The sequence below is a fragment of the Janthinobacterium goodfellowi genome (assembly GCF_051380695.1).
Taxonomy (GTDB): domain Bacteria; phylum Pseudomonadota; class Gammaproteobacteria; order Burkholderiales; family Burkholderiaceae_D; genus Janthinobacterium.
In genome coordinates this window covers 865,247-881,790 of the sequence record NZ_JBNYXN010000001.1, presented here as the reverse complement: position 1 = coordinate 881,790, position 16,544 = coordinate 865,247, and the positions used below count along the sequence as shown (strand labels likewise).

Below are 16,544 nucleotides of genomic sequence, written 5' to 3'. Positions count from 1 at the left end.
ACGATGATTACTTAGTTTTTCGACTGGTCAACCATCTTGTTCTTGGCGATCCAAGGCATCATGGCGCGCAGTTTCGCGCCCACTTCTTCGATCTGGTGCTCGGACGTCAGGCGGCGGCGCGAGATCAGGGTCGGTGCGCCTGCCTTGTTTTCCAGGATGAAGCTCTTCGCGTATTCGCCCGTTTGAATGTCTTTCAGGCATTGACGCATCGCATCCTTGGTGGCCGAGGTGACGACTTTAGGGCCGGTCACGTATTCGCCGTATTCGGCGTTGTTCGAGATCGAGTAGTTCATGTTGGCGATGCCGCCTTCATAGATCAGGTCGACGATCAGCTTCAGTTCGTGCAAGCACTCGAAGTAGGCCATTTCAGGCGCGTAGCCCGCTTCCGTCAGGGTTTCGAAGCCGGCCTTGATCAGTTCCACGGCACCGCCGCACAGCACGGCTTGCTCGCCGAACAAGTCGGTTTCGGTTTCTTCACGGAAATTCGTTTCGATGATGCCAGCACGGCCGCCGCCGTTGGCCGAGGCGTACGACAGGGCGATATCGCGGGCGATGCCCGATTTGTCCTGGTACACGGCGATCAGGTGGGGCACGCCGCCACCTTGGGTGTAGGTGGCGCGCACGGTGTGGCCCGGGGCTTTCGGCGCGACCATGATCACGTCCAGGTCGGCGCGTGGCACGACTTGGCCGTAATGCACGTTGAAACCGTGGGCGAAGGCCAGCACGGCGCCTTGCTTGGCGAACGGCGCGATGTTTTCGTTGTAGACCTGGGCGATGTTTTCATCCGGCAGCAAGATCATGATGACGTCGGCCGCTTTCACGGCGTCGTTGACTTCCGCTACTTTCAGGCCCGCTTGCTCGACCTTGGTCCACGAAGCGCCGCCCTTGCGCAGGCCGACGGTGACGTTGACGCCCGAATCGTTCAGGTTTTGCGCGTGCGCGTGGCCTTGCGAACCGTAGCCGATGATGGCGACGTTTTTGCCTTTGATCAAGGAGAGGTCAGCGTCTTTGTCGTAAAAAACTTTCATGGTATTTCCTATAATTTGATGATGCGTTGTTGTTTTAAATGCGGCGCCAGGGCCGCGTAGTGCTGCTTATATTTTTATACTTTGAGGATGCGTTCGCCGCGGCCGATGCCGGAACCACCCGTACGGACGGTTTCCAGGATGGCGGCACGGTCGATCGAATCGATGAACGCGTCGAGCTTGACCTTGTTGCCGGTCAGTTCGATCGTGTACGTCTTTTCGGTGACATCGATGATGCGGCCACGGAAGATATCGGCGGTGCGCTTCATTTCCTCGCGCTCCTTGCCCACGGCACGAACCTTGATCAGCATCAACTCGCGTTCGATATGCTGGCCTTCGGTCAGGTCCACCACCTTGACTACCTCGATGAGGCGATTCAGGTGCTTGGTGATCTGCTCGATGATGTCGTCCGAGCCGCTGGTGACGATGGTCATGCGCGACAGGGTCGAGTCTTCCGTCGGCGCCACGGTCAGTGTTTCGATGTTGTAGCCGCGTGCCGAGAACAGGCCCACCACGCGCGACAGGGCGCCCGCTTCGTTTTCCAGCAAGACAGAAATAATATGGCGCATGATTAGAGATCCTCCGAACCGAGCATCATTTCGGACAGGCCCTTGCCGGCTTTCACCATTGGCCACACGTTTTCGGACTGGTCGGTAATGAAGTTCATGAATACCAGCCTGTCTTTCATGCCGAACGCCTCTTTCAGGGCGCCGTCGACGTCGCCCGGTTTTTCAATTTTCATGCCCACGTGGCCATACGCTTCGGCCAGTCTCTCGAAGTCGGGCAGCGAATCCATGTACGACTCGGAATAGCGCGAACCGTAATCGATTTCCTGCCACTGGCGCACCATGCCGAGGAAACGGTTGTTGAGCATGATGATCTTCGGCGTCAGGTGATACTGCTTGCACGTGGCGAGCTCCTGGATGCACATCTGGATCGAGCCTTCGCCCGTGATGCAGGCAACGGTGGCGTCCGGATTGGCCATCTGCACGCCCATGGCGTACGGCAAGCCGACGCCCATGGTGCCCAGGCCGCCGGAATTGATCCAGCGGCGCGGCTTGTCGAAGCCATAATATTGCGCGGCCCACATCTGGTGCTGGCCCACGTCGGACGTAATGAACGCGTCGCCCTTGGTGATCTGGAACACTTTTTCCACCACCGCTTGCGGCTTGATGACCAGGTCGGACGTCGGGTATTTCAGGCATTCGCGGCCACGCCATTCGGCGATCTGCTTCCACCAGTTGCTCAAGGCATTGACATTCGGCTTGGCTTCGGCCGCGTCAAGTTGCGCGAGGAACTCGATCAGCACGTCCTTGACGTTGCCGACGATGGGGATATCGACCTTGACGCGCTTGGAAATCGACGATGGATCGATGTCCACGTGGATGATCTTGCGCGGATGCGAGGCGAAATGTTTCGGGTTGCCGATCACGCGGTCGTCGAAACGGGCGCCGATGGCGATCAGGACGTCGCAATTTTGCATCGCCATGTTCGCTTCATAGGTGCCGTGCATGCCGGGCATGCCGACATACTGCTCGCTCGAGGCGCGGTAGCCGCCCAGGCCCATCAAGGTGTTGGTGCACGGGAAACCCAGGCGGTCGACCAGCTTGTTCAGCTCGGCCGAGGCGTTCGCCAGGATGACGCCGCCGCCCGTGTAGATCATCGGGCGTTCGGCTTGCAGCAGCAGCTGCACGGCCTTGCGGATCTGGCCCGAATGGCCCTTGTCGACGGGACGGTAGGAACGCATCTCGACTTCCTTCGGATAGTCAAAGTTGCATTTGTGCATGCTGATATCCTTGGGGATATCGACCAGCACGGGTCCCGGACGGCCGGTACGGGCGATGAAGAAGGCTTTCTTGATCGTCGCTGCCAGGTCCTTGACGTCCTTGACGAGGAAGTTGTGCTTGACGACGGGGCGCGTGATGCCGACCGTGTCGCATTCCTGGAACGCATCCTGGCCGATGGCGTGGCTCGGCACCTGGCCGGAGATCACCACCATGGGAATCGAGTCCATGTACGCGGTGGACAGGCCCGTGACCGCATTCGTGACGCCCGGACCGGACGTGACGATGGCGACACCGACTTTGTTCGAGCTGCGCGAATAGGCATCGGCGGCGTGGATCGCGGCCTGCTCGTGGCGTACCAGGATATGCTGGAATTTGTTTTGCTGGAAGATGGCGTCGTAGATGTAGAGTACGGCTCCGCCCGGATATCCAAAGACGTGCTCTACGCCCTCTTCAGCCAGACAGCGCACGACAATTTCTGCGCCGGTGATAGGTCCTGCTGCTGCTTCGGTATTCATGAAACATTCCTTTCAAGGTCCATTGGAGATTGATCGGATGTTCTTTCCTGACGAGGTACGCCTAACGCAACAGTGCTCCTGCTTCCCTTTTCATGCGGTCACGCCATTTCTTTGGGCACCCATAGATACCTTACAAAACAACGCTTAACGCAACTCGTTTGGCCGGAGTTTCTGTGGCGCCTGTACGAACCGCTCGCGCTTGTGGCGCGGGTTAGAACAAACTGCCTACAAATGAAAGCGCGTCTTGCCGCTGCTGGCCTTGTGTGCCGGTCGCGACCTGACCATAGAGCTTTGGGGTGTTCAAAGCGTCCCATACGTTATCGCGTTGCACCATGATGGTCAAGGAAAATGTCGGCCTCGCTGCATTTTTGCTCGCACAACGTGCAAAAACCCTGCGGAAACGCACATTTTTTGCTAGCATGCACGGGGTTGCAAAAAGCATACCCGCCCCCATTTCGCCCACAGCACCCCGCAGCCGCTAAGATCCCCATACCGCATGGCAACAGACAAAGAATTATCCGACTTTCTAGAAAATGTCGAGCGGCGCGCTTTCAAGCAGGCCGCCTACGCGGTCCGCAAGGAAGAATCGGCACTCGACATCGTGCAGGATGCCATGATCAAGCTGGCCGAGAAATACGGCGACAAGCCGGCCGCCGAGCTGCCGATGCTGTTCCAGCGCATCTTGCAGAACACCATCCTTGATTATTTCCGCCGAGAAAAAGTTCGCAACACCTGGGTCAGCCTGTTTTCCGGCATGAAGCCCTCGGGCGACGAACATGAGGATTTTGATATACTTGACACCTATGAATCGGAACAGGGCTCCAGCGCCGCCGAATCGTCGGCCGACCAGGTCGAACGCGCGCAAATCCTTGATTTGATTGATGCAGAGGTACAAAAACTGCCCTCACGTCAACGCGAAGCCTTCCTCATGCGTTATTGGCAGGACATGGATGTGGCTGAAACAGCGGAAGCGATGGGTTGCTCCGAAGGTAGCGTGAAAACACATTGCTCTAGAGCTACCCACACGCTCGCCGAATCGCTGAAAGCCAAGGGAATAAAATTATGAACACCGACGATCTCAATTTCGCTTACAAAGTGCGCCATGCACTGAACGAAAAACTCGACGACCTGCCCGCATCGGCCACCGATCGCCTGGCAGCGGCACGCAAGCTGGCCCTGTCCCGCAAGAAGGCGGACGCGCCCGCCGCCGTTGCCGTGCGCAAGAACGTGTTCGCCGGCGTGGCCAGCAGCCTGTTCGTCGAGCCGCTGTCGTGGCTGGGTCGCATGAGCGTGATCATCCCCCTGCTGCTGCTGGTCGGCGGCCTGGTGGGCATCTATCAGTTTGAGCAGGAACAACATATTGCCGAACTGGCAGAAATCGACGCCGCCGTGCTGTCCGACGAATTGCCGCTTTCCGCCTATATGGACCATGGCTTCAACGCCTACCTGACGAAACGCGAGCAATAATGGCACGCACGAGCGTACGCAAAGGCTGGCTGGCCGGCGGCATCGGCCTGGGCGCCTGCGCCCTGGCGGGCGCCGCCTGGGTAGGCGCGCAGCAACATCCCGCACCCGCCGCCCCTCCCGTTACGCCAGCGCCCGTGGTGGCGCCGGCACCGGCCGTCAAGCCCGGCTCGCCGCGCACGGCCGGCAAGGGCGGCACGCCGCCCAAGGCCAGCGAGAATCCATCGTGGAACAAGCTGTCGCGCGCGCAGCAGGAAGCCCTGCAGCCGCTGGCCGGCGAATGGAACAAGCTGGAAGCCTTGCGCAAGCAGAAATGGCTCGACATCGCCAGCCGCTTTGCCTCGATGACGCCCGACGAGCAAACCCGCGTGCATGAACGCATGCGCGAATGGATCAAGCTGACGCCGGAACAGCGCCGCCTGGTGCGCGAAAACTATACGCGCACGAAGAAGATTGATCCGGGTCAGAAAACCGCGCAATGGGAGCAATACCAGCAATTGCCGGAAGATCAAAAGAAAAAGCTGGCGACGGAACTCGTGCCGAAAAAACCGCTGGGCAAGGTGCCGGCGATCAATTCGAATACGAGCAAGCCGCCCGTGATCGTGCCGCCCGCCATGCCGGCAGCGCCTGCCGCCGTCGTACCCGTCGTGCCGCCTGCCACCACGCCTGCAGCGGCCGTGCCGCTCACGGATCCTGCCGCGGCGCCCGCCACCGTGCCCGTCACGCCACCTGTCACGCCTGCCCCACTGCCAACCAATGCCAAATAGCACGCCCGCCGCCAGCCTCACTTCCCATCCCACGATCAAGCGCCGCCTGATTTCCATGGTGTACGAGTCGCTGCTGGCCCTGGCCGTGCTGTTTCTGCCCTTCCTGCTGTTCGAACTGGCCGTGCAGGGCGCGCATACGCCCCTGACGGAACACATGCGCCAATGCCTGGCCTTCCTCGTGATGGGCGCGTATTTTATCCATCAGTGGAGCCGCGAAGGGCAAACCCTGGCCATGAAGACGTGGCGCCTGAAAGTCGTGCTGCCGGGCCACGCCCACGTGCCGCTGCGCGTGGCTGCCTACCGCTACATGCTGTCATGGATGTGGCTGCTGCCGGCCCTGCTGGTGTCGTATGTATTCGGTTTGCAGCACTGGAGCGCCTTGGGCGCCATCGGCGTGGGCATCCTGGCATGGTCGGCCACGGCCCTGTTCACGGGCAATGGCCAGTTCCTGCACGACAAACTGGCGGGCACGCAGATCGTGCAATTGCCGGCCCCGGCGAAGAAGTCGAAGAAAGTCGCCGCCTGAGTTTTGATGCGGCTTGACCTGCGTCATTGAAGCGCCATGGGCGCTCTGCGATCATGGCATGCCATGAATAATACCGCCCCCCTCCCCCACACGCGCTTCGCCCCCTACCGCGAGGAAGTCTGCAGCGAAGACGACGTCAAGCATCTCGTCCACACCTTTTATGCGGCCGCGCGCGACGACGCCATGCTGGGTCCCATCTTTGCCGCCGAGGTCAAGGATTGGGACGCCCACTTGGCAACATTGGTCGATTTCTGGTCAGGCTTGCTGCGCGGCACCATGCGCTACCACGGCAAGCCGCTGGCCCAGCACGCGCAAATGGAACACCTGACGCCCTGCATGTTCCGCCGCTGGCTGACGCTGTTCTTCGCCACGACGGAAAGCATGGGCAATGCGGCCTTGCAGGAAAAGGCCGATACCATCGCCTTGAATATTGCCGAACGGCTATGGAAAAGCTTTGCGGAAAACCACGCCATCGTGGCGCCGCAGCTTTAGAACCGCTCGTAACCCTGCAGATAGCGCCATTGCCCCACGGGCATGGCGCCCATCGGGATGCGGCCGATGCGCAAGCGCTTCATGGCGACGACGTCCAGTCCCACCATCTTGCACATGTGGGCGATCTGGCCCGGCTGCACGTTTTTCAGGGCGAAGCGCAATCGCGTCTCGTTCTGCCAGCTGACCTTGATCGGCGGCAAAGGCTTGCCATTGAAAGGCAAGCCGTGATTGAGCAGCGCCAGGCCGTTTTCCATGATGTCGCCCGACACTTCCACGATGAATTCCTGCTCCACCGTTTTCGCTTCGTCGACCAGCTTGCGGGCCACGCGGAAATCCTGCGTGAACACCAGCAGGCCGGAAGCCATGGTGTCGAGCGGATTGGTGATGGTCAAGCCGATCAAATGGCGCTTGAGGAAGCGCGTGACGGAGCTGGGCGCCACGTTTTCCGGCGTGAAAATCTCTTCGGGATGCAAACAGCTCAATGCCGGCTTGCCTTCGCTGCCGATACCGCCATTGATGCCGGCCGGCTTGTGCAGCAGGATCGTCACGGGCGGCATTTCTTCCAAGGTCGCGTTCGGCAACAGCACCACCGCTTGATTGTCGGCCACGCGCGCGCCCGACTCTTCCACCAGCACGCCATCGACCGTGACCCAGCCGCCCTCGATATACAGCTCGGCCTCGCGGCGCGAGCAGGGCACGTCTTCAGACAGGCGCTTGGCCAGGCGGACGGTGGGCATTTCAATAGGTGTGGTCATGGGGGAGGCGCAAAAAGCAAGAGGAGGAGAAAGCCGGTATTGTAACCGACCCGCTCCTCCCCTCGTTTGGCAATGCGGAAGTCTTACGCGCTGGCCTTGGCCAATTCCTCGGCAAAGAAACGGTGGCCCATCTCTTCCAGGCCCAGGGTCTGCAGCACTTCCTGCAGGCGCTCCGTCGGACGCTGGCGCGGCAGGTTTTTATAGCTGGCGATGATCAGTTCATTCTTCATCGAATGCTCCCAGCCCACCAGTTCCGTCACGCTGACCTGGTAGCCATGCGCTTCCAGCTGCAGACAGCGCAGCACGTTGGTGATCTGGCTGCCGAACTCGCGCGTGTGCAGCGGGTGGCGCCACAACTCCGTCAAGACGTTCTTGCCCAAGCTTTTGCCCTTGTTCTTCTTCAGGACGGAAGCGACTTCCGCCTGGCAGCACGGCACCAGCACCATGAACTTCGCCTTTTTCTTCAGGGCGAAGTGGATGGCGTCGTCGGTGGCCGTGTTGCACGCATGCAGGGCCGTGACGATGTCGATCTGCTGCGGCAGCAAGTTCGATTCCGTCGATTCGGCCACGGACAGCGGTAAAAACGACATGCCGGGGAACTTGAATTTCTTCGCCAGCTCTTGCGAACGCTGCACCAGCTCTTCGCGCGTCTCGATGCCGTAGATGTGCGAACCGTCGTTGCCGTTCTTGAAGAACAGGTCGTACAGGATGAAGCCGAGATACGACTTGCCGGCGCCATGATCGACCAGCGACACGCCGGGATGGTCCAGCTGCACTTCGCGCAGCAGCGGCTCGATGAATTGGGTCAGGTGGTAGACCTGCTTGAGCTTGCGGCGGCTGTCCTGGTTCATCTTGCCGTCGCGCGTCAGGATGTGCAATTCCTGCAGCAAGGCGACCGACTGGCCATCCTTGATCTCGGGCATGTTGCTGGCGGCCGTGATGACGTCTTTCGGCGCAGCGGCTGCGGTGGCGGCGGGTGCCGCGCCCTTAGCGCGCTTCATCGATCCACGCCATCTGTATCGCTTCGAGCACTTTTTCGCCGCCGCGCGTGTGGTCATCGTCGAAGCCCTCCAGTTCCACCACCCAGTTGTGCAGGTCGGTGAAACGCACGGTCAGCGGGTCGATGTCCGGATGCGCGTCGTACAGCGCCTCGGCGATCGCGTGAATGTCGGACCATTTCATCTTAGTGGCTGCCTTCGCTGACTTGGTTGATCGTGTATTTCGGGATTTCGACGACGAGGTCGGCGTCGGCCACGATGGACTGGCACGACAGGCGCGACACGGCTTCCAGGCCCCAGGCCTTGTCCAGCATGTCTTCTTCCAGTTCCGTCGCTTCGTTCAGGGATTCGATACCTTCGCGCACCAGTACGTGGCAGGTGGTGCAGGCGCACGATTTTTCGCAGGCGTGCTCGATGTCGATGTCGTTTTCCAGCAGGATGTCGCAGATGGACTTGCCGGCCGGGGCTTCGATGACGGCGCCGTCCGGGCAAAGCTTGGCGTGCGGCAGGATAACGATTTGTGGCATGGTTTCTTCTTTCAGTCTGTCATTCGGAGCGCGGCCGCGGCGAGTGCCTGCGGCGCGCATTTCAATTTTTACACCACTTGGTCCAGCGTTTTGCCGGTCAGCGCCGTGCGCACGCTGCGGTCCATGCGGCGCGAGGCGAAATCCTCGGTGCCGTCGGCCAGCGCCTCGATCGCCAGTTTTAATGCCTGGTGGTCGATGGCGCCGCTTTGCGATTGCGCAATGGCGTCGCGCACCTTCTGCATCAGGCCATCGACAGCCACGCGCTCGGCGTCGTCCAGCAAGCCGCCGTCTTCATCGAGCGCCGACTGCGTGGCCAGCAGGATGCGTTCCGCTTCCACCTGCTCTTCGCGCAGCGCGCGCGCCACCATGTCGGTGTCGGCCGAGGTGTAGGAATCCTGCAGCATGCGGGCGATGTCGTCGTCGCCCAGGCCGTAGGCCGGCTTGACGCTGATCGACGCTTCCACGCCCGAGCGCAGTTCGCGCGCCGAGACGGACAGCAAGCCGTCCGCATCGACCTGATAGGTGATGCGGATGCGCGCGGCGCCCGCCACCATCGGCGGAATGCCGCGCAGCTCAAAACGCGCCAACGAGCGGCAGTCGCTGACCAGTTCGCGCTCGCCCTGCAGCACATGCACGGCCAGGGCCGTCTGGCCATCTTTAAAGGTCGTGAATTCCTGGGCGCGCGCGCACGGTATCGTCGAGTTGCGCGGGATGATCTTTTCCACCAGGCCGCCCATGGTTTCGATGCCGAGCGACAGCGGGATCACGTCCAGCAGCAGCCAGTCGTCGCCGGCGGCGCGATTACCTGCCAGCAAATTCGCCTGGATGGCCGCGCCCAGCGCCACCACTTTGTCCGGGTCGATATTCGCGTGCGGCGTCGTGTGGAAGAATTCACTGACTGCGCGCTGCACGTGCGGCATGCGCGTGGCGCCGCCCACCATCACCACGCCGTCGACGTCGTCCGCATCCACGTTCGCGTCGCGCAGGGCTTTCTTGATGGCGTTCATGGTCTTGGCCACCAGGTGCTGCGTCATGGCGGCAAAATCGGCTGCAGTGATGCGCAGGTGGATCTCTTCGCCCGAGTTCAGGGCCGCGTCGATCATCGTTTCCGGCTTGGTCGACAGCGTTTCCTTGATTTCGCGCGCTTTCACCATCAGGATGGCCGTGTCTTCGTCCGACAGCGGCGCCAGCTTGGCCTGCTCGCTGATCCAGCAGAACAGGCGGCGGTCGAAATCGTCGCCGCCCAGGGCCGAGTCGCCGCCCGTGGACAGCACTTCGAAGACGCCCTTGCTCAGCTTCAGGATCGAGATGTCGAAGGTGCCGCCGCCCAAGTCATACACGGCGTACACGCCTTCGGAGGCGTTGTCGAGGCCGTAGGCGATGGCGGCGGCCGTCGGCTCGCTCAGCAGGCGCAAGACATTGATGCCGGCCAGCTGCGCCGCGTCTTTCGTCGCCTGGCGCTGTGCGTCGTCAAAATACGCTGGCACGGTGATGACGGCGCCCACCAGGTCGTCGCCCAGCGAGTCTTCCGCGCGCTGGCGCAGGGTGGCGAGGATTTGCGCCGACACTTCGACGGGACTCTTCACGCCGGCCACGGTTTTCAGCTGCACCATGCCAGGCGTATCCTGGAAATCGTAGGGCAGGTTTTCCGCGTAGGCGATGTCGGCCAGGCCGCGGCCCATGAAGCGCTTGACGGAGACGATGGTGTTCTTCGGGTCGGTGGTTTGCGCGGACAGGGCCTTGTAGCCGATGTTGGCGTGGCCGTTCGGCAGGTAGCGCACGACGGAGGGCAGCAGGGAGTGCCCTTCTTCGTCGTTGAGCACCTCGGGAATGCTGTTGCGCACGGTCGCGACCAGGGAATTGGTGGTGCCAAGATCGATGCCGACGGCCAGGCGGTGCTGGTGCGGCGCGGTCGACATGCCTGGTTCGGAAATTTGCAGAAGTGCCATTGTATTCGTGCCTCGATTAATTTTTTGCGTGATGCAGCTGATGCCTGTCGCGCATTATAAGACGCGCGCCGGACTGGCGCTTGGTCAGTCAGGCTTCCATGGCCTCGTATGCAAAACGCACTTCCTCGCCGAATTTGTCGAGGAACATCAGGGCGCGCACGCTTTGCGCGGCATTTGCATAGTCGCCTGCGTCGAGCTGGGCCGCTACCTGGGCCAGCAGTGCCTTGCGTTCGCCGCGCAGTTGACGGTCGAGGGCGTCGAGCGCCTCGGCGTCCTTGCCGGCGCGCGCATCGCCCAGTTCCTCGCGCCATTCCATCTGCTGCATCAAAAAGCTGACGGGCATGGCCGTGTTCGATTCCGTCTGCAGGTCGACGCCATTGAGCTCGCACAGGTATTGCGCGCGCTTTTGCGGGCTTTTCAGGGTTTGATAGGCTTCATTGGCGCGCGTGGCCCATTGCATCGCCACGCGCTTTTCAGCGCTGCTGGCGTTGATGAAACGGTCCGGGTGGACCTTGCCCTGCACGTCGCGGTAGGCCGCGTCGAGCGCGCTCATGTCGAGCCCGAACTGCGCCGGCAACTGGAATAATTCGAAGTGGTTTTGCATAATTGTCAGTGGTCGCTGTACCGCAATCGATGGGTACAGCGCACCGACCGGGGTCTTGCCAGCTGTTTAAATCCTGAAGGACTCGCCGCAGCCGCAGGCGTCTTTTTCGTTCGGATTGTGGAACTTGAAGCCTTCATTCAAGCCTTCGCGCGCGAAATCGAGTTCCGTGCCGTCGATGTAAGGCAAGCTTTTCGGGTCGACGAAGACTTTCACGCCGTGCGATTCGAAGACGCTGTCTTCGGCCGCCACTTCATCGACATATTCGAGCTTGTAGGCCAGGCCCGAGCAGCCCGTGGTACGCACGCCAAAGCGCAGGCCCATGCCCTTGCCGCGCCGTTCGATATAACGGTTGATGTGTTTCGCCGCTTTTTCGGTCAGTGTGATCATGTATTTCTCCGCGCCCGCCCCGCGCCTTGCGGCGCCGGGCAGGATGCAAACTTAGGCCGCAGCCGGATGGCGGGTCTGGTAGTCCAATACCGCCGCCTTGATGGCATCTTCCGCCAGGATGGAGCAGTGGATCTTCACTGGCGGCAGGGCCAGTTCTTCGGCGATCTGCGTATTCTTGATGGCCAGCGCCTGGTCCAGGGTCTTGCCCTTGACCCATTCCGTCACCAGCGAGCTCGACGCGATGGCCGAACCGCAGCCATAAGTCTTGAATTTCGCGTCTTCGATCAGGCCATCGGCGCCGACCTTGATCTGCAGTTTCATCACGTCGCCGCAGGCAGGCGCGCCCACCATGCCGGTGCCGATGGTTTCATCACCCTTGTCGAAAGCGCCCACGTTGCGCGGGTTTTCGTAGTGATCGAGTACTTTGTCCGAGTAAGCCATTTTGATGCTCCTTTAATATTCTTGCCGACCCCATTCGCGGGGCCTGATTAGCGTAAAGTGCCTGGAAAACCGTAGCGAGCGGCAGTGAGTTGTGGCCGAGAAGCGGAACTGTGCTGTAGCACAGTGAGCATCGCAGGCCGCAAATCGCGACGCGCAGTAGGTTTAACAGATACTTTTAGTGGGCTGCCCATTGAATCGAATTAATGTCGATCCCTTCCTTGAACATGTCCCACAGCGGCGACAGCTCACGCAATTTGTGCACTTTCGATTTCAGCAGGTTCACGGCGAAGTCGATGTCTTCCTCGGTCGAGAAGCGGCCGATGGTGAAGCGGATCGAGCTGTGCGCCAGTTCGTCGCTGCGGCCCAGGGCGCGCAGCACGTACGATGGCTCCAGGCTGGCCGAGGTGCAGGCCGAACCGGACGACACGGCGATATCCTTGATCGCCATGATCAGCGACTCGCCTTCGACGTAGTTGAAGCTGACGTTCAGGTTGTGCGGCACGCGGTGCTCCATGTCGCCGTTGATATAGACTTCTTCGATCTCTTGCAGGCCCTTGGCCAGGCGGTCGCGCAAGGCCTTGATGCGGCCGATTTCGCTGTCCATTTCTTCCTTGGCGATGCGGAAGCTCTCGCCCATGCCCACGATCTGGTGCGTCGGCAGGGTGCCCGAGCGCAGGCCGCGCTCATGGCCGCCACCGTGCATCTGCGCTTCCAGGCGCACGCGCGGCTTGCGGCAGACGTACAGGGCGCCCACGCCTTTCGGACCGTAGGTTTTGTGCGCCGTGAAGGTCATCAGGTCGACCTTGGTCTTTTGCAGGTCGATGACGACCTTGCCCGTCGCTTGCGCGGCGTCGCAATGGAAGATGATGCCTTTCGAGCGGCAGAACGCGCCGATCTCGTCGATTGGCTGGATCACGCCGATTTCGTTGTTCACCAGCATCACCGACACGAGGATGGTGTCCGGGCGCACGGCCGCGGCCAGCTGCTCGACGGTGATCAGGCCGTTGTCCTGCGGTTCCAGGTAGGTCGCTTCGAAGCCGATGCGTTCCAGTTCGCGCACCGTGTCGAGCACCGATTTATGCTCGGTCTTGACGGTGATGATGTGCTTGCCCTTGGTCTTGTAGAACTGTGCCGCGCCCTTGATGGCCAGGTTGTTGCTTTCCGTCGCGCCGGACGTCCAGATGATTTCGCGCGGATCGGCGTTCACCAGGGCCGCCACGTGGCCGCGTGCCTCTTCCACGGCTTTTTCCGCCGTCCAGCCGTACATGTGGCTGCGCGAGGCCGGATTGCCGAACTGCTCGCGCAGGTAGGGAATCATCTTGTCGGCGACGCGTGGATCGATCGGCGTGGTGGCCGAGTAATCCATGTAGATCGGGAAATGCGGTGCGGTTTCAAAGTGCACTTGGCCTACGTTTTTTTCTGGGGCGTTCATCAATAACTCCTGCAATCAGCAACTTGGTATTTTGTTATGTTCAACCGAGGGCGGCGTGGTTACGGTGCATCACCATCACGCTTTGTTCGGCAATCTTTTGTCTCTGCTGGTCGACCAGGTCCTGCAAGGACACAGAATCCAGATAATCGACCATTTTTTCGTTGAGTGTGGACCACAATTCATGCGTCATGCAGCGCGCCCCCGTGGCCGCGTCGGCGCCGTGGCAATGTTCCTTGCCGCCGCACTGCGTGGCATCGAGCGGCTCGTCGACGGCGATGATGATGTCGGCCACCGTCACCTTGTCGGCACGGCGCGCCAGGCTGTAACCGCCGCCCGGGCCGCGGATCGATTCGACGATCTCATGGCGGCGCAGCTTGCCGAACAGCTGTTCCAGGTAGGACAGGGAAATCGACTGGCGCTGGCTGATGCCGGACAAGGTGACCGGTCCCTTGCCCTGGCGCAGGGCAAGATCGATCATCGCTGTCACGGCAAAACGGCCTTTTGTAGTCAGACGCATACATCCTCGGTTCAACTAGTTTAAAATATTGCGGTTTTTCAACTTCTCAAACCCTGAGTAGTTGAATGATTTAGTCAAGTATAACAAATTCGGCGGGGTTTGTCAGAGCGCCCCTCGATGACCACAGGGCTGGCAGGGGCATGGCCGGCCGCGCCAGGCGCGGCGGCATCAGGAAAACAACAATACTGCTCAGGCACGTAAGGCGCTGCGCACTTTCATTAACTCAAACCCCAGCAGATTCAAGCCGTCCCAGGTGGCGGGATCCAGGATGCGCGGATTGTCCGACGCCAGGCCCACGCCCCAGATGCGGTCGACGGGACTGGCTTCGACGATGACGCGCTCGCCCGTGCCCAGCAAGAACTTGCGCAGCGCGGCTTTTTGCGAGAACTTGGCAAAGTTGCCATCGAAGACGATACCCGCGCGCGCCGCTTCCCAGACCTTGGCGTCAAAATTGGCCACTTCGCGCCCCAGCTTCTTGACTTCCGACGGCCGCGCGGCCGCCACGATGCGCGCCTGCACGGCCGTGTCGCCAAACAGGGCCGCCTTTTGCGCCATCATGTAGTGCTCGGCCGTGGCATACGTCACGCCGGCCAGGCTGAACGGTGACGGAAACCACTGGCTGAAGCAGCTTTTGTCGGGCACCTGCGGCTGCGCCGGCGTGTGGCCCCAGAAATACAGATAGTCGGGCTCGCCGCCCGCCGCGATCCACGCCTTCAATTCTTCCACATTACTGATTTGCATATTCCCCGCACTTCCGCCGGACAGGCGATGATTCAAGCTCAAGCACGCAACAGCTGCATCGGCCCAAACAGGGCCTGCATGTCGCCGTTGCCGATAAAGGACAGATTATACGGATGTTCCGCCGTCACCTGCGGCAACGATGCCGCCACCGGCAGGCGTTTGATGAGCTCGGCAATCTTGCCCCATAGCACCAATTGCGGCAAGGCCGCCCCGCCCTGCTGCGCCAGCGCTTCCAGCACCACCTGCAGGAAGGGCAGCCAGCCGCGCGCATCCTGCACGGGCGGCACGTTGGAACGGAATACCAGCGCCGCGTTGAGCAGCAAGAAACCCTGCTCCGTCATCTTGCGCTGCAAGTCGGGCAGGGTCTGGATCACGCCGCTGCCGGCTTGCAGCGCGGCCGCCGCCACGGGCGCCATGGCCACGCCCGAGGTGTCGCCAGCCTGCAGCTGGCCATCGGCCACGAGCAGCATCTTCATGAAGTTGCGCAGGGATGTGGCGCGGTTGACGGGCTTCGACAGGCCCGTCGCCGACCACAGGCTGCCCACGGCGCCATCCATGAAGCACACCCCCGTGGCACTGTCGGCGCGCGGATACGGCCCCTCGCCCACCAGCACGTAGCGCACCTGCGCCAGCGGCAAGGCAAAGGCGGCGAACAGCCGGCCCTGCGTGGGCAGGTAATCGTCGGCGGCCAGCGCCGGCAGATAGGCGGGATCGGCCGCCATCACGGCCTGCAAGCCGCGCAGCAGGATGGGTCGCCAGGAAGCATGCGCCAGGGACAGGGCATCGGTGATGCTGGCAGGAATGGTGGTTGCGGTCATGGCGCGTCAGTAAAATATTTGGGCAAACGCAAATTGTAGCCTAACGGCAAGCGGGTATTGACTGCCCAAATCAAGCACGCATAAAAAAACCCCGCCTGTTGCCCGGCGGGGTGTTCTGGCTCGCGCCTTTAAAAACTATTCGGCGTCGGGCTGCTGCGACGGATGGGCGGCGGCAAAGGCCGGCAAGCCGGCGCAATGCACATGGATGCGCGCCACGCGCGGGTAAGGCGCCAGGTCGATGGCGAAGCGCTGCGCATTGAACACTTGCGGCACCAGGCAGCAATCGGCCATCGTCGGGCTGTCGCCATGGCAGAACAGGCCAACTCCGGCCGGATCGCCCTGCGCCAGCAGCGCTTCCACGGCCGCCAGTCCTTCGGCCATCCAGTGGCGGTACCACTCCTGCTTGGCCTCGTCCGACAGTCCCAGCGTGTTTTTCAGGTATTTCAGGACGCGCAGGTTCGTCAGCGGATGGGCGTCGCAGGCGATCGCCAGCGCCAGCGCACGCACGCGGGCCCGTCCCAGCGCGTCCGCCGGCAGCAGCGGCACGGCTGGCCGCGTCTCGTCAAGATACTCGAGCATCGCCAGCGACTGCGTCAGGATGGCGCCCTCGTCGTCGAGCGCCGGCACCAGGGCCGACGGATTGACGGCGCGGTAGGCCGGCAGCAGTTGCTGTCCGCCGTCCTGCAGCAGGTGCACGGGGATGCTGTCGTAGGCGATGCCCTTCAAATTGAGGGCAATGCGCACGCGGTAGGCGGCCGAACTGCGAAAATAGGTGTACAGCTTCATGGGGCGCCCTCCC

Annotated in this window: 21 protein-coding genes; 5 read left to right on the top strand and 16 right to left on the bottom strand. The window is 61.5% G+C overall.

Annotated elements, in window-relative coordinates:
* Positions 1 to 11 precede the first annotated feature (11 nt).
* The 3 genes from ilvC to ACQ4WQ_RS03970 all read right to left on the bottom strand — a co-directional run bounded on the left by ilvC (position 12) and on the right by ACQ4WQ_RS03970 (position 3,327).
* A complete protein-coding gene (ilvC, locus tag ACQ4WQ_RS03980; protein ID WP_034750044.1) occupies positions 12 to 1,028 on the bottom strand; it encodes a ketol-acid reductoisomerase in 1,017 nt (338 codons plus the stop codon).
* Between the two features lie 74 nt (positions 1,029 to 1,102).
* A complete protein-coding gene (ilvN, locus tag ACQ4WQ_RS03975) occupies positions 1,103 to 1,594 on the bottom strand; it encodes an acetolactate synthase small subunit (RefSeq protein WP_010399754.1) in 492 nt (163 codons plus the stop codon).
* Positions 1,595 to 1,596: 2 nt separating this feature from the next.
* A complete protein-coding gene (locus tag ACQ4WQ_RS03970; RefSeq protein WP_326458477.1) occupies positions 1,597 to 3,327 on the bottom strand; it encodes an acetolactate synthase 3 catalytic subunit in 1,731 nt (576 codons plus the stop codon).
* Between the two features lie 496 nt (positions 3,328 to 3,823).
* On the opposite strand from ACQ4WQ_RS03970, the gene ACQ4WQ_RS03965 reads away from it, so the two are divergent.
* The 5 genes from ACQ4WQ_RS03965 (at position 3,824) to ACQ4WQ_RS03945 (ending at position 6,576) form a co-directional block, all read left to right on the top strand.
* The gene (locus ACQ4WQ_RS03965; protein ID WP_034779551.1) at positions 3,824 to 4,393 is read left to right on the top strand and encodes an RNA polymerase sigma factor; all 570 of its coding nucleotides are present in this window, start codon (positions 3,824 to 3,826) and stop codon (positions 4,391 to 4,393) included.
* Positions 4,390 to 4,794 carry a DUF3619 family protein gene (locus ACQ4WQ_RS03960; protein WP_152249911.1) on the top strand — a complete coding sequence of 135 codons (405 nt, stop codon included), beginning with the start codon at positions 4,390 to 4,392 and terminating at the stop codon, positions 4,792 to 4,794. The genes ACQ4WQ_RS03965 and ACQ4WQ_RS03960 overlap by 4 nt, the downstream gene beginning before the upstream one ends.
* Positions 4,794 to 5,558, top strand: coding sequence for a DUF3106 domain-containing protein (locus ACQ4WQ_RS03955; protein ID WP_436494816.1), 765 nt, complete (start codon positions 4,794 to 4,796; stop codon positions 5,556 to 5,558). The genes ACQ4WQ_RS03960 and ACQ4WQ_RS03955 overlap by 1 nt, the downstream gene beginning before the upstream one ends.
* The gene (locus ACQ4WQ_RS03950; protein ID WP_326458475.1) at positions 5,548 to 6,084 is read left to right on the top strand and encodes an RDD family protein; all 537 of its coding nucleotides are present in this window, start codon (positions 5,548 to 5,550) and stop codon (positions 6,082 to 6,084) included. The genes ACQ4WQ_RS03955 and ACQ4WQ_RS03950 overlap by 11 nt, the downstream gene beginning before the upstream one ends.
* A 63-nt stretch (positions 6,085 to 6,147) precedes the next feature.
* Entirely contained in the window at positions 6,148 to 6,576 is a 429-nt protein-coding gene (locus tag ACQ4WQ_RS03945) for a group III truncated hemoglobin (RefSeq protein WP_436494814.1), read from the top strand.
* Here ACQ4WQ_RS03945 and ACQ4WQ_RS03940 read toward each other — a convergent pair.
* The 13 genes from ACQ4WQ_RS03940 to maiA form a co-directional block, all read right to left on the bottom strand.
* A complete protein-coding gene (locus ACQ4WQ_RS03940) occupies positions 6,573 to 7,331 on the bottom strand; it encodes an rRNA pseudouridine synthase (protein WP_436494812.1) in 759 nt (252 codons plus the stop codon). The genes ACQ4WQ_RS03945 and ACQ4WQ_RS03940 overlap by 4 nt on opposite strands.
* An 83-nt stretch (positions 7,332 to 7,414) precedes the next feature.
* Positions 7,415 to 8,332, bottom strand: a complete 918-nt coding sequence (locus tag ACQ4WQ_RS03935; RefSeq protein ID WP_436494810.1) for a class I SAM-dependent methyltransferase — start codon at positions 8,330 to 8,332, stop codon at positions 7,415 to 7,417.
* A complete protein-coding gene (gene iscX / locus ACQ4WQ_RS03930; RefSeq protein WP_436494808.1) occupies positions 8,319 to 8,513 on the bottom strand; it encodes a Fe-S cluster assembly protein IscX in 195 nt (64 codons plus the stop codon). Before iscX ends, ACQ4WQ_RS03935 begins: the two co-directional genes overlap by 14 nt.
* 1 nt (position 8,514) lies before the next feature.
* Positions 8,515 to 8,856 carry an ISC system 2Fe-2S type ferredoxin gene (gene fdx, locus ACQ4WQ_RS03925; RefSeq protein WP_035820570.1) on the bottom strand — a complete coding sequence of 114 codons (342 nt, stop codon included), beginning with the start codon at positions 8,854 to 8,856 and terminating at the stop codon, positions 8,515 to 8,517.
* A 68-nt stretch (positions 8,857 to 8,924) separates the two neighbouring features.
* A complete protein-coding gene (gene hscA / locus ACQ4WQ_RS03920; RefSeq protein WP_326458472.1) occupies positions 8,925 to 10,805 on the bottom strand; it encodes a Fe-S protein assembly chaperone HscA in 1,881 nt (626 codons plus the stop codon).
* A gap of 88 nt (positions 10,806 to 10,893) precedes the next feature.
* Positions 10,894 to 11,409 carry a Fe-S protein assembly co-chaperone HscB gene (gene hscB, locus ACQ4WQ_RS03915; RefSeq protein ID WP_436494805.1) on the bottom strand — a complete coding sequence of 172 codons (516 nt, stop codon included), beginning with the start codon at positions 11,407 to 11,409 and terminating at the stop codon, positions 10,894 to 10,896.
* A gap of 66 nt (positions 11,410 to 11,475) precedes the next feature.
* Complete coding sequence (gene iscA / locus ACQ4WQ_RS03910; RefSeq protein WP_010399774.1) at positions 11,476 to 11,796, bottom strand: iron-sulfur cluster assembly protein IscA; 321 nt, start codon at positions 11,794 to 11,796, stop codon at positions 11,476 to 11,478.
* Between the two features lie 51 nt (positions 11,797 to 11,847).
* Complete coding sequence (gene iscU / locus ACQ4WQ_RS03905; protein WP_034779562.1) at positions 11,848 to 12,237, bottom strand: Fe-S cluster assembly scaffold IscU; 390 nt, start codon at positions 12,235 to 12,237, stop codon at positions 11,848 to 11,850.
* Between the two features lie 175 nt (positions 12,238 to 12,412).
* Positions 12,413 to 13,669 (bottom strand): IscS subfamily cysteine desulfurase, encoded by a 1,257-nt coding sequence (locus ACQ4WQ_RS03900; RefSeq protein WP_436494803.1) that lies wholly within the window; start codon positions 13,667 to 13,669, stop codon positions 12,413 to 12,415.
* Between the two features lie 40 nt (positions 13,670 to 13,709).
* The gene (gene iscR, locus ACQ4WQ_RS03895; RefSeq protein ID WP_034779566.1) at positions 13,710 to 14,186 is read right to left on the bottom strand and encodes a Fe-S cluster assembly transcriptional regulator IscR; all 477 of its coding nucleotides are present in this window, start codon (positions 14,184 to 14,186) and stop codon (positions 13,710 to 13,712) included.
* A gap of 189 nt (positions 14,187 to 14,375) precedes the next feature.
* Positions 14,376 to 14,927, bottom strand: a complete 552-nt coding sequence (gene ybiA, locus ACQ4WQ_RS03890) for a riboflavin biosynthesis intermediates N-glycosidase (RefSeq protein ID WP_326458470.1) — start codon at positions 14,925 to 14,927, stop codon at positions 14,376 to 14,378.
* 38 nt (positions 14,928 to 14,965) lie between these two features.
* On the bottom strand, positions 14,966 to 15,745 hold the full coding sequence (locus ACQ4WQ_RS03885; protein ID WP_436494801.1) for a uracil-DNA glycosylase family protein: 780 nt from the start codon (positions 15,743 to 15,745) through the stop codon (positions 14,966 to 14,968).
* A gap of 135 nt (positions 15,746 to 15,880) precedes the next feature.
* A complete protein-coding gene (maiA, locus tag ACQ4WQ_RS03880; protein WP_436494799.1) occupies positions 15,881 to 16,531 on the bottom strand; it encodes a maleylacetoacetate isomerase in 651 nt (216 codons plus the stop codon).
* Positions 16,532 to 16,544: the final 13 nt, after the last annotated feature.

Bases quoted from the DNA above. Each gene is read 5' to 3' on its own strand.
- ACQ4WQ_RS03950 (WP_326458475.1), top strand. From the start codon at position 5,548: ATGCCAAATAGCACGCCCGCCGCCAGCCTCACTTCCCATCCCACGATC.
- ACQ4WQ_RS03955 (WP_436494816.1), top strand. From the start codon at position 4,794: ATGGCACGCACGAGCGTACGCAAAGGCTGGCTGGCCGGCGGCATCGGC.
- ACQ4WQ_RS03940 (WP_436494812.1), bottom strand. From the start codon at position 7,331: ATGACCACACCTATTGAAATGCCCACCGTCCGCCTGGCCAAGCGCCTG.
- ilvN (WP_010399754.1), bottom strand. From the start codon at position 1,594: ATGCGCCATATTATTTCTGTCTTGCTGGAAAACGAAGCGGGCGCCCTG.
- ACQ4WQ_RS03965 (WP_034779551.1), top strand. From the start codon at position 3,824: ATGGCAACAGACAAAGAATTATCCGACTTTCTAGAAAATGTCGAGCGG.
- ACQ4WQ_RS03945 (WP_436494814.1), top strand. From the start codon at position 6,148: ATGAATAATACCGCCCCCCTCCCCCACACGCGCTTCGCCCCCTACCGC.
- ACQ4WQ_RS03900 (WP_436494803.1), bottom strand. From the start codon at position 13,669: ATGAACGCCCCAGAAAAAAACGTAGGCCAAGTGCACTTTGAAACCGCA.
- hscB (WP_436494805.1), bottom strand. From the start codon at position 11,409: ATGCAAAACCACTTCGAATTATTCCAGTTGCCGGCGCAGTTCGGGCTC.
- iscX (WP_436494808.1), bottom strand. From the start codon at position 8,513: ATGAAATGGTCCGACATTCACGCGATCGCCGAGGCGCTGTACGACGCG.
- iscU (WP_034779562.1), bottom strand. From the start codon at position 12,237: ATGGCTTACTCGGACAAAGTACTCGATCACTACGAAAACCCGCGCAAC.
- ACQ4WQ_RS03970 (WP_326458477.1), bottom strand. From the start codon at position 3,327: ATGAATACCGAAGCAGCAGCAGGACCTATCACCGGCGCAGAAATTGTC.
- ybiA (WP_326458470.1), bottom strand. From the start codon at position 14,927: ATGCAAATCAGTAATGTGGAAGAATTGAAGGCGTGGATCGCGGCGGGC.
- hscA (WP_326458472.1), bottom strand. From the start codon at position 10,805: ATGGCACTTCTGCAAATTTCCGAACCAGGCATGTCGACCGCGCCGCAC.
- ilvC (WP_034750044.1), bottom strand. From the start codon at position 1,028: ATGAAAGTTTTTTACGACAAAGACGCTGACCTCTCCTTGATCAAAGGC.
- ACQ4WQ_RS03885 (WP_436494801.1), bottom strand. From the start codon at position 15,745: ATGACCGCAACCACCATTCCTGCCAGCATCACCGATGCCCTGTCCCTG.
- maiA (WP_436494799.1), bottom strand. From the start codon at position 16,531: ATGAAGCTGTACACCTATTTTCGCAGTTCGGCCGCCTACCGCGTGCGC.
- ACQ4WQ_RS03935 (WP_436494810.1), bottom strand. From the start codon at position 8,332: ATGAAGCGCGCTAAGGGCGCGGCACCCGCCGCCACCGCAGCCGCTGCG.
- ACQ4WQ_RS03960 (WP_152249911.1), top strand. From the start codon at position 4,390: ATGAACACCGACGATCTCAATTTCGCTTACAAAGTGCGCCATGCACTG.
- iscR (WP_034779566.1), bottom strand. From the start codon at position 14,186: ATGCGTCTGACTACAAAAGGCCGTTTTGCCGTGACAGCGATGATCGAT.
- iscA (WP_010399774.1), bottom strand. From the start codon at position 11,796: ATGATCACACTGACCGAAAAAGCGGCGAAACACATCAACCGTTATATC.
- fdx (WP_035820570.1), bottom strand. From the start codon at position 8,856: ATGCCACAAATCGTTATCCTGCCGCACGCCAAGCTTTGCCCGGACGGC.